The sequence below is a fragment of the Halopiger xanaduensis SH-6 genome, assembly GCF_000217715.1.
GTDB classification, from domain to species: domain Archaea; phylum Halobacteriota; class Halobacteria; order Halobacteriales; family Natrialbaceae; genus Halopiger; species Halopiger xanaduensis.
Window position 1 is genome coordinate 1500454 of record NC_015666.1, and the last position, 15167, is coordinate 1515620.

The 15167-nt window shown below is 67.8% G+C and carries 13 protein-coding genes; 8 read left to right on the forward strand and 5 right to left on the reverse strand.

Annotated features, from left to right (window positions below; genetic code table 11):
- Positions 1-79: 79 nt before the first annotated feature.
- Together HALXA_RS07370 and HALXA_RS07375 are read right to left on the reverse strand one after the other, a co-directional pair.
- Entirely contained in the window at positions 80-1258 is a 1179-nt protein-coding gene (locus HALXA_RS07370; RefSeq protein ID WP_013879693.1) for an MFS transporter, read from the reverse strand.
- Positions 1259-1421: 163 nt separating this feature from the next.
- On the reverse strand, positions 1422-3677 hold the full coding sequence (locus tag HALXA_RS07375) for an NADP-dependent malic enzyme (protein ID WP_013879694.1): 2256 nt from the start codon (positions 3675-3677) through the stop codon (positions 1422-1424).
- A gap of 201 nt (positions 3678-3878) precedes the next feature.
- Between HALXA_RS07375 and HALXA_RS07380 the strand changes: the two genes are divergently transcribed.
- Positions 3879-4379, forward strand: a complete 501-nt coding sequence (locus tag HALXA_RS07380) for a hypothetical protein (protein ID WP_013879695.1) — start codon at positions 3879-3881, stop codon at positions 4377-4379.
- A 117-nt stretch (positions 4380-4496) separates the two neighbouring features.
- On the opposite strand, the gene HALXA_RS07385 is transcribed toward HALXA_RS07380, so the two are convergent.
- The gene (locus HALXA_RS07385) at positions 4497-5858 is read right to left on the reverse strand and encodes a M14 family zinc carboxypeptidase (RefSeq protein ID WP_245550091.1); all 1362 of its coding nucleotides are present in this window, start codon (positions 5856-5858) and stop codon (positions 4497-4499) included.
- A gap of 195 nt (positions 5859-6053) precedes the next feature.
- Here HALXA_RS07385 and HALXA_RS07390 point away from each other — a divergent pair, with 195 nt between their 5' ends.
- From HALXA_RS07390 to thrC, 7 genes are all read left to right on the forward strand, one after another.
- Positions 6054-7220 (forward strand): acyl-CoA dehydrogenase family protein, encoded by a 1167-nt coding sequence (locus HALXA_RS07390; RefSeq protein WP_013879697.1) that lies wholly within the window; start codon positions 6054-6056, stop codon positions 7218-7220.
- 138 nt (positions 7221-7358) lie between these two features.
- Positions 7359-9065 carry a methylmalonyl-CoA mutase family protein gene (locus tag HALXA_RS07395; protein ID WP_013879698.1) on the forward strand — a complete coding sequence of 569 codons (1707 nt, stop codon included), beginning with the start codon at positions 7359-7361 and terminating at the stop codon, positions 9063-9065.
- 115 nt (positions 9066-9180) lie between these two features.
- Positions 9181-9978, forward strand: coding sequence for an alpha/beta fold hydrolase (locus HALXA_RS07400; RefSeq protein ID WP_013879699.1), 798 nt, complete (start codon positions 9181-9183; stop codon positions 9976-9978).
- Between the two features lie 94 nt (positions 9979-10072).
- Entirely contained in the window at positions 10073-10861 is a 789-nt protein-coding gene (locus HALXA_RS07405) for an SDR family oxidoreductase (RefSeq protein ID WP_013879700.1), read from the forward strand.
- Positions 10861-11253, forward strand: coding sequence for a cupin domain-containing protein (locus HALXA_RS07410; protein WP_013879701.1), 393 nt, complete (start codon positions 10861-10863; stop codon positions 11251-11253). The genes HALXA_RS07405 and HALXA_RS07410 overlap by 1 nt, the downstream gene beginning before the upstream one ends.
- Positions 11250-12083 (forward strand): fumarylacetoacetate hydrolase family protein, encoded by an 834-nt coding sequence (locus HALXA_RS07415; protein WP_013879702.1) that lies wholly within the window; start codon positions 11250-11252, stop codon positions 12081-12083. Before HALXA_RS07410 ends, HALXA_RS07415 begins: the two co-directional genes overlap by 4 nt.
- 70 nt (positions 12084-12153) lie before the next feature.
- Complete coding sequence (gene thrC / locus HALXA_RS07420) at positions 12154-13362, forward strand: threonine synthase (protein WP_013879703.1); 1209 nt, start codon at positions 12154-12156, stop codon at positions 13360-13362.
- A 42-nt stretch (positions 13363-13404) separates the two neighbouring features.
- Here thrC and HALXA_RS07425 read toward each other — a convergent pair whose 3' ends face one another.
- Both HALXA_RS07425 and HALXA_RS07430 read right to left on the reverse strand, forming a co-directional pair.
- Positions 13405-14058, reverse strand: coding sequence for a metallophosphoesterase family protein (locus HALXA_RS07425; protein WP_013879704.1), 654 nt, complete (start codon positions 14056-14058; stop codon positions 13405-13407).
- A gap of 445 nt (positions 14059-14503) precedes the next feature.
- Positions 14504-15013, reverse strand: a complete 510-nt coding sequence (locus tag HALXA_RS07430; protein WP_013879706.1) for a hypothetical protein — start codon at positions 15011-15013, stop codon at positions 14504-14506.
- Between the last annotated feature and the right edge of the window lie 154 nt (positions 15014-15167).

Genomic DNA, 15167 nt, shown 5'->3' on the forward strand with positions numbered 1-15167 from the left:
ATCTACCGCGCCCGTTCCTCGAGCGCTCGAGCGGGCTCGGTTCTCGAGTTGCGCTACATTTGGTATAGCACATAGTAGTTTAATACCTGTAATCGAGTACTCGATTGAGCGCCAGCAGGCAGAGGATGATCGACAGCAGCGCGGCCAGCAGGCCGAAGGAGACGGCCCAGCCGGCGCGGTCGGCGACGAACCCGACGGCGATCGAGCCCGTCGAGGCGACGATCATGTAGACGGTTCGCACCAGGCCGAAGCCGGCGCTTTGCTCGGCTTCCGAGAGGTGGTCCATGAACCGCGGGAAGACCGCGGCGCCCCAGCCCATGCCCGTGCCCACCAGTACGATGCCGGCGGAGAGCGCCACTAAGCTGGCGCCGGCGACGAGTAACGCGAGTCCCGCGATGGCGGTCGCCGCACAGCACAGGATCCCGATATCGCGACCGAATCGGTCGGCAACCCGGCCGACGGCGATCTGGAGCACCCCCTGGACGATGAAGTACGCGGCGAACATGCTCCCGGCCGTCGTCGTCGCGTATCCGTGGAACTGGACGAAAAACGTCGGCAGGAACGAGGCGAGCCCCTGCCAGGTGAAATCGAAGATGATGGCGATGACGCCGGTGTAGACGATCGGCGGCCGCGATAGCACCTCGAGCATCGGCCCCGGCGAGAGGCGGTCTCGAAGCGGGTGGTCGGGTCGGCGGGGCTCCGTCGGCCGAACGCGCCACGCGAACAGGAGCGCGGCCGGGGCGGCGACGGCGGCCGTGATCGCGACGGCCGGCCGCCAGCCGTACCGGACCGCGATCCAGGAGACGGCGACCGGCGTCATCAGACCCGCGACCGGCGCGCCGGCGTTGTGGATGCCGACTGCGGTCCCGAGGTCGTCGTAGATCCGGGTGAGCAGCGCCGTCGCGACGCTGTAGTGGAGACCGGCGGCGGCGCCGAGCAAGATTGCCCCGAGCACGAAGACGGCGAAGTGGGGCGCGAACACGACGAGGAGACAGGTCGCGCCGGTGCCGCCGACCGACGCCAGGATGACGAGTCGCTCCCCGTACCGGTCGGCGAGGATGCCGCTCGGATACTGGGCGAGCGCGTACGCGAGCCACATGCCCGTCAGCGCGATCCCGACGTGGGTGTTCGTGACGCCGAACTCGCCCGTGATTTCGGGGACGACCGGACTGAACGCCAGCCGTCCGACCATCGTCGCGAAGAAGGCGAGCGTACACAGCGCCAGCACCGTCTCGCGGTACCGCCAGTCTATCCCCATGCGACGGTTCGAACTCCCGTCTCGAGCCGGCAGTATCTGTCGGCACGGCTCAGCGCGTGAGACCGCGATCCGCGGTTCGACGTTCCGATTCGGCCAACGGAACGCGAACTCGAGGACGACTCCCAGGAGAAAAACGATCGACGCGACGCGGGCCGACCGTCGGCTATTCGGAGCGCTGGGCTTCGACCGTCGCAACCGCCGCCAGGTTGACGATATCCTTAACCTCGTCGTCGCGCTGGAGGACGTGGACCGGCTCGGCCATCCCGGCGAGCATCGGGCCGACCGCCTCGGCGCCGCCCAGCCGCTGGAGCAGCTTGTAGGTGATGTTGCCCGCCTCGAGGTTCGGCAGGACGAGCACGTTCGCGGGGTCGTCGAGGTCGGCGAACTCGTAGGTGCCCTGCAGGGTCTCCTCGACGACGGCGGTGTCGGCCTGCATCTCGCCGTCGACCGGGAAGTCCACGGCGGGATCGTCCCGGAGCATCTCGGCCGCGCGACGGGGTTTGCGGGTGCCCTCGTTGTCGACGCTCCCGAAGTCGGAGTACGACAGCAGCGCCGCGCGGGGTTCGACGTCGAACCGCCGGGCGATCTCGGCCGCGTGCTGGGTCACCTCCGCGAGCGTCTCCGCGTCGGGGTCCTGGTTGACCGTCGCGTCCGCGAGGAAGACCACGCGGTTCTTGAACGTCAGCATGTAGACGCCGGCGGCGTAGTCGACGTCCTCGGCCGTCCCGATCACCTGCAGGAGCGGCCGCAGCGCCGAGGGGTAGTGATGGGTCAGTCCCGTCAGCATCGCGTCGGCGTCGCCCTGGTCGACCATCACCGAGGCGAAGTAGTTGCTGTCCTCGATGAACTCCGCCGCCTCCGTCCGGGTGATCCCCTTGCGCTTGCGCCGCTGGTAGAGGGCGTCCACGTACTCCTCGTAGTCGCCGGTCTCGGGGTCGACGACCTCGGGATCGAACTCGAGGCCGAGGTCGGCGGCCGTGCGCTCGATCTCGTCGCGGTTCCCGATCAGCACCGGCTCGGCGATCCCCTGCTCCCGGAGCTGGTAGGCCGCCCGGATGATCTTCTCGTTGTGGCCCTCCGCGAGCGCGAGGCGCTTGGGGTCGCTCTGGGCCTTGTTCAGGACGACGCGCATCATCTCGCGGGACTTGCCGAGTCGGGCCTCGAGCTCCTCGACGTAGGTGTCGATATCGAGATCGACGCGGGCGACCCCGGTGTCGATCGCCGCCTGCGCGACGGCCGGCGCGAGTTCGAACAGGACGCGGGGGTCCATCGGCTTCGGAATGATGTACTCGGGGCCGAACTGCAGGGGCTGGTCGCCGTAGGCCTTGCGCACGGCGTCGGGAACGTCCTCCTTCGCGAGGTCGGCCAGCGCCTCCGCGGCGGCGACTTTCATCGCCTCGTTGATCTCGGTCGCGCGGACGTCGAGGGCGCCCCGGAAGATGAACGGGAACCCGAGGACGTTGTTCACCTGGTTCGGGTAATCGGAGCGGCCGGTCGCCATGATGACGGTATCGTCGCGGGCTGCCTTGGCCTCCTCGTAGCCGATTTCGGGCGTCGGATTCGCCATCGCGAAGATGATCGGGTCATCGGCCATGGAGCGAACCATGTCCTGCGAGACGATGTCGCCGGCCGCGAGGCCGACGAAGACGTCGGCGCCGTCGATCGCTTGCTCGAGGCCGCCCTCGGGAACGTCCGCGGCGAACTCGCGGTTGTAGGCGTTCAGATCGCCGGCTTCCGCGCGCTCGGTGGTCAAGATGCCGTCGATGTCGACCATCGTGATGTTCTCCTTCTGGACCCCCAGCGAGGCGTAGAACTTGGCGGTCGCGACCGCCGCCGCACCCGCGCCGGCGAAGGTCACCTCGAGATCCTCGAGGTCCTTCCCGGCGATCTCGGTCGCGTTCAACAGCGCCGCCCCGCTGATGATCGCGGTGCCGTGCTGGTCGTCGTGGAAGACCGGAACGTCCATCCGCTCGCGGAGGCGCTCCTCGATGACGAAACACTCTGGGGCCTTGATGTCCTCGAGATTGATCCCGCCGAAGGTCGGCTCCATCCCGGCGACGGAGTCGACGAAGTCGTCCGGATCGTCGTGGTCGAGTTCCACGTCGAAGACGTCGATGTCCGCGAAGCGCTTGAAGAGGACGCCCTTCCCCTCCATGACGGGTTTGGAGGCCTGCGGGCCGATATCGCCGAGTCCGAGGACGGCCGAGCCGTTCGAGACGACGCCGACGAGGTTGCCCTTGACAGTATAGCGGTAGGCCTCGTCGGGGTCTTTGTCGATCGCGCGGCACGGGCCGGCGACGCCGGGCGAGTAGGCGAGGCTCAGCTCGCGCTGGGTGTTCGTCGGCTTCGTCGTCCTGATCTCGAGTTTCCCGGGCGGCCGCTCCGCGTGGTACTCGAGGGAGTCGTCTTCCAGTGACATACCCTCCGTTTCCAGTATGCGAGCAAAAACGTATGGGATGGCGTCGATATATGGAACGAACCGTCGGTCGACGCGGCCCCCGGTGGACGTTCGACCGGTTCGGCGGGTGAACGGTATCGGAACCGTCCGGTGTCGCTCCGTGAGAGCGCCTCGGCTGTTGCAGGCACCAGTCGCTTGCCGCGGATGCGACTACCGCTACCCATGGCCCAGTTCACGGACGACGACCGCGGGAAGCCGGTCGAGAACGCCAACGGCGACCGGGTCGGCACGATCGAGACCGTCGAAGGCGACGTCGCCCACGTCCGGCCGAACGCGGACGCCGTAGATTCGATCAAATCGTCGATCGGCTGGGAGAGCCGCGCCGACGAGACGCTCCCGCTGACCCGCGACCGCGTCGCCGACGTTACCGACGACGCGGTCCGGCTCGAGGGGGAACTGCTCGAGCAGATGCCTGACGGCGAACGCGACGAGTCGGAACCGGAGGAGACGACGAACCGCGGCCTCTCGGCCGATCCGTCCGAGATGACCGACGACGCGTCCGGGTTCGAAGTTAACCCCGACGACTTGGACGACGAGTTCCGACGGGACGACGCAGCCGCCGACCCCGACGAGGACGCGGAACGATCCGACGCAGCCGTGAATCCCGACGACGTAGATGATCGGACTGACGCGGACGCCGATGCAGACGAGGACGCGACGTAAATGCCGATCTCCGGATTGAGGCTTCCCTTGTTGCAGAGATGAACCAATAGATGCTATATCAAAATGCTGCCCGCCGAGATCACTGATCGTTAATCGGGTTGGCAAGATCGCCGACTTTCAGGCCCCACGTTTGCGCTGTCGATAATCCAGACAAATCAGCCCTGCACGCGCCTGAATCGCGACGAGTTTCCAGATCGGGATCGTCTCGTAGTCCAGTTCGGTTCGAATCTCCTCGAGTCGGTCGTGAAAAACGTCCTCGAGCGTCCCCTTCGCGTTTAGCAACGTGTCGCGGACCTCGTCGTCGGCGCTCATCGCAGCATGGTCGACCGAGCGGAGCACCATTCCGAGGTACGTCAGCAGGTGGTACTGGCGGATGAACCTCTCGTCGACGTGCTGGGCGACGGTCCCGGGCTCGTCGGTCTCCGGAGCCGACTTCGCCCAGTCGAGTTTCGCCTCGAGTTCGTCCTCGAAGTAGCCGAAGACGCCAGCCGCTTCGCGGGCCATCGGCGTGTCCGGTAGGTGCTCGGCGACGGCGTCGACCGGATCCGCGATCTCCTCGAGGAGCGCCCGTCGGTGCTGGACGCCCTCACGGATGACGTCCTCGCGGGAGCGCTCGAGCGGCGTTCGATCGCCGATTCGCGGAGCGGAGAAGTACGGGAGCTCGACCGCGAACTCGACGACGTCGTCCTCGAACCGGCTCGCGTAATCGTAGGCGTTGCCGCCGAGCAGCGGTTCGTCGGCTCCCGATTCGTCGTCGGTCGTCGTGGCGGCGTCGAACCGATCCGCGAACGTCGGGAGCTGATAGACGGCGTCGTCGAACGCCTCGTCGATGAACCGCTCCGGTTCGCCGCGGTCGAGCGGCACGCCGTACTCTTCCGGAAGCGACCGCAGCGCGTCGTGCAGCGGTTCGAGCGGTTCGGTGACGACGTAGTAGCAGCCGCCGAACGCGGTGTTGTGGAAGCTGTAGACGAACTCGGGGCGGCGGACCTCGATTAGGTCCGCCAGCGCTCGCGTCGCCGGGGTCGGATCGTCGAACGAGTAGCCCTCACGGTCGACCGGAAACGTGGCTTCGATCTGGCGTTCCGGCGGCGGCCGATAGAAGTTCTGCGCGTAATTCGAGAGCGTGAACGGGCCGTCGAACCAGCCCTCGTTCCGTCTGACGCCGTCCGGATCCGCGACGGGGACGCAGACGAATTCGTAGTCGAGCGACGCGCGGAGCTCGTCGTTCGTCGCGAGTTCGTGAAGGAGGAAATCGACGGTCATCGAACCGATCGGTTCGTTCGGGTGGGGCGCGCCGAGCATGAGCGCGGTCCGGCTCCCTTCACCGACGGTCGCTGCCCAGATCGGGTTTCCATCGGCGCTTTCACCGAGTTCCTCGTACGTTACGTGCTCGTGTTCGTCCTCGAGCGCCCGGTTGCGCTCGCGGTGTTTTCGGACCGGGAAAACGACTCGTAGCGGGGAATCGACTCGTCGAGCCACTCGAACGTCCGCGCGGGCGTCGACGACGGGTCGATCATATGTAGTCACATTGACTCCAGTGCACATAGTTGTGAGTGGTATTACACGAATTGCCGACGCTATCTGGTCCGTCGTAATCGCTATCTTCTCGCGGTTCCGTCTCGAGGCCGGATCCCCGGCGGCACGTTTACCATGGTGGTTCGCAATACTTGCCACATGTCGCTTTCACCGGAGCAGGAACTCGTCAGGGACAGCGTCCGGGAGTTCGTCGAACGGGAAGTAGAGCCCGTCGCGGCAGAGGCGGACGCGAACGGGGAGTTCCCCGAAGACGTCTGGGACGCCCTCGCGGAACTCGACCTCACCGGTCTCACCGTCCCCGAGGAGTACGGCGGCTTCGACGCCGACCCGCTGACGGCCAGCGTGGTCTACGAGGAACTCGCCTACGGCCACCTCTCGCTGGCGACGGCGCTCTCGGTCCACTCGCTGGCGACGGCCTGCATCCGCGAGTTCGGTGCCGAGGCGCACATGGACGAGTGGCTCCCCGAGATGGTCGACGGCCGACCGGTCGGCGCGTTCGCGCTGTCGGAACCCGACGCCGGCTCGAACCCGGCCGAGATGAGTACCACGGCTCGACTCGACGAGGACGCGGGAGAGTACGTGCTCAACGGGACGAAACAGTGGATCACGAACGGCGAGCGAAGCGGCGTCGTCATCCTGTTCGCGAAGGTGGCGGGCGAGTCAGACGGTGATTCAGACGCGGACTCGAGCCCCGACGCCGACACCATCACGCAGTTTCTCGTTCCCAAGGACACGGCGGGCCTCGAGGTTGGCAAAAAGGAGGACAAACTCGGCCTGCGGGCCAGCGACACGACCACGCTGGTGTTCGACGACGCCCGGATTCCAGCGGAGAACCGCCTGACAGAGGTCGGGAAGGGGCTCAAGGCCGCCTTCTCGATCCTGACCGGCGGCCGGATCGCGATCGCGAGCCAGGCGGTCGGCCTCGCGCAGGCCGCGCTGGACGACGCCCTCGAGTACGCGACCGAGCGCGAGCAGTTCGGGAAATCGATCGCGGACCACCAGGCGGTCGCGCACAAGCTCGCGGACATGCGGACGCAGGTGCAGGCCGCTCGCCTCCTCGCCCGCGACGCGGCGCGGAAGAACGGGGGCGACGACGTCGATCCGATGGCCGCGAGCACGGCCAAGTACTTCGCGAGCGAGGCGGCGGTCGAGGTGGCCAACGAGGCCGTCCAGATCCACGGCGGCTACGGCTACACGACGGATTTCGACGTGGAGCGCTACTACCGCGACGCCAAGGTGACAACGATCTACGAGGGGACGAGCGAGATCCAAAAGGAGATCATCGCGCAGCACCTGCGGGAGTGAGCGGTGTCGATCCGCGCTCGAGCAGGGCGACGCTGACGCCGCGCGTGCACCGTCTCGAACATTCCTGCGTGATTCAGTCCATTCGTGTCGTGGTGTGTGGTACCAATACTTTAGACGAATCCCGTCGATAGTGTCGCTATGTTCGATCAGGACGACCTCGAGGACATCCGCGCGGAGCGCGAGCGGTGGGAATCGGAGACCCTCGAGCCAATCCTCGAGCGCCACGGCGAGCGCCGTGAGCGGTTCGCGACGGTCTCGAACCACGAGGTCGATCGGCTCTACACGCCGGAGGACATCGCGGACCTCGATTACGAGGAAGACCTCGGCTTTCCGGGTGAGCCGCCGTATACGCGCGGCCCGTATCCGACGATGTACCGCGGCCGGACCTGGACGATGCGCCAGTTCGCGGGCTTCGGCACCGCCGAGGAGACCAACGAGCGGTTCCACTACCTCATCGACGAGGGCCAGACGGGGCTGTCGACGGCCTTCGACATGCCGTCGCTGATGGGGATCGACTCGGACCACCCGATGAGCGAGGGCGAGGTCGGCAAGGAGGGCGTCGCGGTCGACACCCTCCGCGACATGGAGATCCTGTTCGACGGCATCGACGTCGGCGAGGTCTCGACCTCCTTCACGATCAACCCCTCCGCACCGGTGATCTACGCGATGTACGTCGCGCTGGCCGACCGGCAGGGCGTCCCGCGCGACGAAATCCGCGGCACCCTCCAGAACGACATGCTCAAAGAATTCATCGCGCAGAAGGAGTGGGTCATCCCGCCGGAGCCGTCGCTCGAGGTCGTCACCGACACGATCGAGTTCGCCGTCGAGGAAACGCCGAAGTTCCACCCGATCTCGATCTCGGGGTATCACATCCGGGAGGCCGGTTCGACCGCCGCCCAGGAGGCTGCGTTCACGCTCGCGGACGGTTTCGCGTACGTCGAGGACTGCCTCGAGCGCGGCCTGGACGTCGACGAGTTCGCCCCCTTGCTCTCTTTTTTCTTCAACTCGCACAACTCCATCTTCGAGGAGATCGCGAAGTTCCGCGCGGCGCGGCGCGTGTACGCCCGCACCATGGAGGATCGGTACGACGCGGCGAAAGCGGAGTCGAAGCGGATGAAGTTCCACACCCAGACGGCGGGCCAGTCGCTGACCGCCCAGCAGCCGCTGAACAACATCGTCCGCGTCACGATCCAGGCGCTCGCGGGCGTTCTCGGGGGCACGCAGTCGCTGCACACCAACAGCTTCGACGAGGCGCTGGCCCTCCCAAGCGAGGAGGCGGTCCGGGTCGCCCTGCGCACCCAGCAGATCATCGCCGAGGAGTCCGGGGCGGCCGACATCGTCGACCCGATGGGCGGCAGTTTCGCGATCGAGAAACTGACGAACGAGATGGAAGAGGAGATCACGGCCTACCTCGCGGAGATCGAAGAACTGGGCGACGGCTCGCTCCGCGACGGCGTCCTCGAGGGCATTTCGGGCGGCTACTTCCAACGCGAGATTCAGGACGCGAGCTACGAGTACCAGCAGCGCGTCGAGCGCGGCGAGGAGGTCGTCGTCGGCGTCAACGCCTACACCATCGAGGAGGACACGTCGCCGGACATCCTCCAGATCGACGAAACGACCAGGGAGCGGCAACTCGAGCGCCTCGAGTCGGTCAAGGCGGAGCGCGACGACGAGGCGGTCGAGGCGGCGCTCGAGGCGCTGGCGGACGCGATCGCGGAGGACAAGAACGAGAACGTCATGCCGTACATCGTCGACGCCGTGAAGGCCTACACGACGATGGGCGAGATCATGCGGGTGTTCGAGGACCGGTACGGCGCGTACCGGGAGGAGGTGACGCCGGCCTAACCGAGTCCGCTCCCGCGCTCCCGGTCGAGACGCGAGTGAGCGAACCGTTCGAGCGGCGGATCGAGGCACGCGCCGGCCCGACCACTAAGGCGCTGCCCGTGATACGAAGCCGGGCATGACCGCAGCACCCGATCGAGGCCCCGAGGGCGCCGTCGACGTCGACGGCCCGGCGGACGCGCAGGCGATCGTCTTCGTCCACGGCGCCGCCATGACCCGAAAGATGTGGCTGCCCCAGCGGCGCGACCTCGCCGGCGAGTTCCGCGTCGTCGCGCCCGATCTGCCGGGCCACGGCTCGCGCGCCCGCGAACAGTTCCGGATGGACCCCGCGATCAGCCAGCTTCACGACGTCGTTCGGACCCACACCGACGGCTCGGCGATCCTCGTCGGCCTGTCGCTGGGCGGCTACGTCGCGACGGAGTACGCACACCGCTACCCGTCGAACGTCGACGGGCTGGTGCTCTCTGGCAGCAGCGTGAACCCGGTCCGGGGTATGGGCGTGCTGACGCGAGCGACCGGCGGCCTGACGCGCCTCCTGACGAAGCCGGACGCCGGCAAGCGCGCCGGCGAGCGGTTCGCGACGCGGTGGGTTCGACGGCGCGACCTGCCGCAGGACGTCGAGCGCGAGATCATCGAGGCCGGCTTCTACCCGAAGCAGTTCGGCGATGCGGCCCCCGATATCGCGGGCCGGGATTTCCGCTCGGCGCTCTCGACCTATCCCGGGCCGACGCTCGTTCTGAACGGCGAGAACGACAAACTCATGCGCCGCGGCGAGCAGGCCCACGCTCGAGCGGCCCAGAACGGTCGGATCGAAGTCCTCGCGGACGCCGGCCACATCTGCAACCTCCACCGGCCGCGGACGTACACCGAGCGGGTGCACAACTTCGTTCGGCAACGGGTGCCGACCGAGACGTAGCACCCCGTTGTCGGCCGCCGTTCACCGCTCTGCCCGTTGCCGCGTTACCGCAACGACAATCTTTTTCGTCCTCTCGTGGGCGAGTACGAACGATATGGACCTGCAGATCGACGGCAACGCGGCGCTGGTAACGGCATCCTCGAGCGGGCTGGGCAAAGCGTCTGCAACGGCGCTGGCCCGCGAGGGCGTAAACGTCGTCATCAACGGCCGCGACGAAGATCGACTCGCCGACGCGAAGGCCGACATCGAGGAGGTCGCGACCGGCGAGGTCGTCGCCCAGCCGGGCGATCTCACCGAGGAGGACGACATCGAGCAACTCGTCGAGACGACCGTCGACGAGTTCGGCGGCCTCGATCACCTCGTCACGAGCGCCGGCGGCCCGCCGTCGGGCCCGTTCCTCGAAACCGACGACGAGGACTGGTACGAGGCCTACGAACTGCTCGTGATGAGCGTCGTCCGACTGGCTCGCGAGGCCGAGCCTCACCTGAAGGAGGGCGAGGGCGGCACGATCGTCAACATCACCTCCCGGAGCGTCAAGGAGGCCATCGACAGTCTCGTGCTCTCGAACTCGGTTCGGATGAGCGTCATCGGCCTCGAGAAGACCCTCTCCCAGGAGTTCGCGCCCGACGTGCGCGCGAACGCCGTGCTGCCCGGGCCGCACGAAACGTCGCGCATCGAGGACCTCGTCGAGCAGGCCGTCGAGCGCGGCGAGTACGACTCCTACGAGGAGGGCCTCGAGAACTGGGCCGACAACCCGCTCGAGCGGGTCGGCGACCCGATGGAACTGGGCAACACCGTCGCATTCCTCTCGTCGCCCCAGTCGGGCTTCATCAACGGGCAGAGCATCGTCATCGACGGCGGCACCACCGGCTCGAACCTATAATGGAGCCCGTCGAGTTCGACGACGCCGAGACCTACGAGCCCGACGCGGACTGGCGGCGCGCGGCGCTGGCCGGTAGCGACCGCTTCTCCTTCGAGTGGTTCGAGAAGCCGCCGGGCCACAGCTCCCCGATGCACGACCACGAGAACGAGCAGGTCTGCGTGTGTCTCGAGGGGGAGCTGACGGTGGTCACCGAGAATGACGAGGTAACCCTCGAGCGGTACGATTCCGTCTGGCTCGACGCCTGGGAGTCCCACCGGGTCGAAAACACCGGCGACGAGCGGGCGGTCGGCCTCGACGTGTTCGCGCCGGGTCGCTCGTTCGACTTCTGGACCGATCGGGAGGACGAAAACGAAGCTGACGGGGACGACGAAGCTGCTGGCGAGGGCGCATGAAGTATCTCGCACGCACCCTCGAGGGCCGGCCGCTGCTGGGCGACGAGGAGGGATTCGTCCCGCTGTCGGCGGCCGCGCCGGGTCTCGAGACCGTCCGCGACGCCCTGCCGCGGGCCGCGGCTGGTACCCTGCCCGACGTCGACGACGCGCCCGCCGACCGGATCGACGCCGAGGGCCTGCAGTTCGGCCTCCCGCTCGAGCGCGAGCAGTTCGGCAAACTGTGGGGGATCGGCCTCAACTACGCCGAACACGCCGGCGACTTAGACGAGCAACGTCCCGAGGAGCCGGCGAGTTTCATGAAGCCCTCGAGCGCGCTGACCGGTCCGGGCGGTCCGATCCGACTCCCGCCGCTCGAGCGGAGCGAGCGCGTGACGGCGGAGGCCGAACTCGCCGTCGTCGCGGGCCGGCAGTGCCGAAGCGTCGACGAGGACGGCGTCGACGACGCGATCGCCGGCTACCTCCCCGTCATCGACATGACCGCGGAGGACGTGCTGCAGCGGAATCCGCGATTCCTGACGCGAGCCAAGAGCTTCGACTCGTTCCTCGTCGTCGGGCCGACGGTCGCCGTTCCCGAGCCCGACGACGCGCTCGCGCTCGAGGAGCTGACGGTCCGGACGGTCGTCAACGATCGCGTCGCGGCCGAAAACGAGATCCGGAACATGCTGTTCCCGCCCCGCGAGATCGTCGCGTTCCACTCGGACGTGATGACCCTCGAGTCGGGAGATCTGTTCAGCACGGGCACGCCCGGCGCGGAGCCGATCGAACCGGGCGACGACGTTCGCGCGGAAGTCGAGGGGATCGGCACCGTCTCGGCGCCGGTCGTGCGCTAGTTCCGACTCCGGGACTGCGCCCCATCGACGACCGATCACGGTTTGTCGTCCCGCGGCCTCGTCCACCGTAATGGATCGCCAAGTCCGCTGTTACGACTGCGGGAAGACGTACCGCCTCGAGGAGCGCCAGCGCTGTTCGTGCGGCGAACCGCTCTGGTTCGACGCCGACGCGGAGACCTTCGAGTGGCCGGACGACGACCGGAACTGGACCGCGGGAATGTGGCGCTACGAGGACGCGCTCCCGGTCGCCCCCTCGTCCGCGGTGCCGACGGGGTCGGTCCCCGGCACGACGCCGCTCGTTCGCGCCGAGGGACTGGACGAGTACGCCGGCTGTCGTCTCTCCCTGAAGCCGGAGGGACAGAACCCGACGGGGAGCTTCAAGGACCGCGGGACCGCCGTGGGCGTCGAGTACGGCCTCCGAGACGGCCACGACTGGATCGGCACCGTCTCCCACGGCAACATGGCGCTGAGCACGAGCGCCTACGCCGCCGCTGCCGGACTCGAGGCGGCGGTCTTCGTGCCGGCGGACACCCCGCTGGAACGCCTCGAGTTGATCGCCCGCCACGGCGCGCGAATCTTCCGCGTCGAGGGCGACTACGGCCGGCTGTACGCCGAGACGCTCGGGCTCGAGGCCGAGGTCGGGCGATTCGTCAACTCGGATACGCCGCTGCGGGTCGCCGGCCAGAAGACGGTCGCGTACGAGATTCTCGAGCAGTTTCAGCCGAGTGCGCCGGACGCGATCGTCCTCCCGGTCAGCAGCGGCGGACAGGCGAGCGGGGTCTGGAAGGCGCTCCGAGAACTCGAGGCGGCCGGCCTGCTCGACGCCGACGACGTCCCGCGGCTCTACCTCGTTCAGGCGGCCGCGTGCGATCCCATCGCGACGGCCTCCCGCGAGGGTCGAGAATCCGTCTCGGCGATCGAACCGGGAGAGACGATCGCGGTTTCGATCGCGAACGCCGATCCGCCCAGCGGCACCCGCGCGCTGACCGCCGCCCGCGAGACCGGCGGTGCGGTCGTCTCCGTCCCCGACGAGGCGACCCGCGAGGCGATGGATCGGCTGGCGACGGCGGCGGGGATCTCGGTCGAACCCTCGAGCGCCGTCGCGCTGGCCGGCGTCCGCGAACTCTCCCGGCGGGGCGAACTCGACGCGGACGAGGAGGTCGTGACGATCCTCACCGGATCCGGGTACAAGGAGCGATACGACGTCGACGTCGAGTCCCGAACGCGGACGATCGACCTCGAGGCGGTCGAGCGGGAACTCGCCGCCGCTCTCGAGTGACGCCCCGCTCCTCGCGGACCGGCAGTCGCGCCTGCTTCGAGATCAGTCGCCGCTCGAGGTCGGGCCCAGGTCGTGGTCGTGACCCTCGAGTTCCAGCGTCTCCGAATCGAGCGTGTAGTACCGCTCCCAGGCCGGCGCGAGGCTCACGACGCGGGTCTCACCGAGCTCCGTTTCGCGATGCTCGTGGTGGTGGCCGACCAGACACAACTCGGGGTCGATCGCCTCGAGAAGGTCGTCGACGTGCTCGCAGCCCGGATCGTAGCCGTACGAGAGGAGCCCGGTCGGCGCCTCGTGGGTGAGGAAGACGTCGACGTTTTCGAGGTCTCGCGCTCGCTCGACGTCCTCGCGGGTGAAGTGGCGACGGCGTTCACCCGCGAGCTTCGAGCGCGGCTGATCGTACTTCGTCGGCGCGTAGTTGCCGGAGAGACCCGCCACCCGGACACCGTCGACCGTCGCGGCCGTGCTCGCGAGCAGGTGGACGTTCGACTCGCCGAACGGCCGCTCGTTCGCGCGCATCGACTCGATGACGTCGAAATCCTCGTTGTTGCCGGCGATAAACCACGTCGGCGCCGGGAGATCGTAGTACTCGAGGTCGCCGACCTGAAGGACGCGATCGGGGTCGACCCGCCGGTACAGCTCGAGCAGCGTCTCGCGCCGGGCCGGATCGGCGGCGTGAGCGTCGCCGAGGACGAGCATGGCGGCGGTACGGTTTCGACGCGGATAGCGTCGTTGCTCGACGCGCAGGTAGGCGGTGCGACGGCGCGGGGCGCTCGAGTGGCGCGCTATCGGCTCGGCCGACCGCGGGCGAGGCCGACGCGACTGCGCGCCGCCGCGGTAGCCGTGCGGCGAGCGCGGCTAACTCCCCGCGGCCCCGTCGTAGCTCGGACTCGCCCGGAGCGGTCCGCCGCAGTCCGGACAGCGCGCCCGGTACGAGACGGGATGCACCTCGGATTCGCACTCCTCGCATTCGTAGTGGTTTTCGTATCGCTTCATTCTTCTTCCACCGGTGCGTGGAATACAGGGCTCTCCGATAAAAATGTGTGGCCTGGTATCACCCACCATTCTCGGCGTCTCGCTTCCGGTGTCGAGCGGTACGCCGAACTCGCCCCTCGAGGATAGCGTTCCGAACCGCGAGCGTGCGTTACGCTCGCTGCGTCGCCGATCCGATCTCGAAGATTTCCGTATAGAGGCCGTCTGCGAGTCGGTCCAGGTTCTCCTCCGCGTCGGCTGCGTCCATCGTGTCTTCCATACCCTGCCACTCGATCGACAGCTTCGTGATCGGCGCCAGCGCGACGCCGCCGACGACGACGTCGCCGCGGGGCGTCCGGACGGTCCACTCGGTCCGCATGCCGTCGGACGAGCGCGTCACCGACTCGACGTCGCCGCCGGCGTCGACCCACCGCTCGACCAGTCCGTCGGTGATCCGGCGCAGTTGCCGTTCACCCAGCAGGTGGACGCCGACGCCGCCGGCTGCGAGAAGGACGAAGGCGACGATCGCGAACGGGACGCCGCCGTACGGGATGTTTACGGACGCTGCGAGCCCCGCCGTCGCGACGACCAGCCCGAGCACCCGGACGTCCACGGCGGTCGGCACCGTGCCGCTCCACTCGCGGCTCTGCGCGCGGCGCTGGGACGACTTCTCGAGTTGCATACCGGAGTTCTGTGCGACCGGCCGATAGCGGTTCTCCTGCGTCACTGTTCGCTTTAAGTGGGCGAAAGCGCGATCTCGAGGCGGCCGTTCTGTTCCCTTCGCGGGTCCGATTCAGCCGGCTGTCACGAACGCAAGTGTGTCATCAATTTTATTT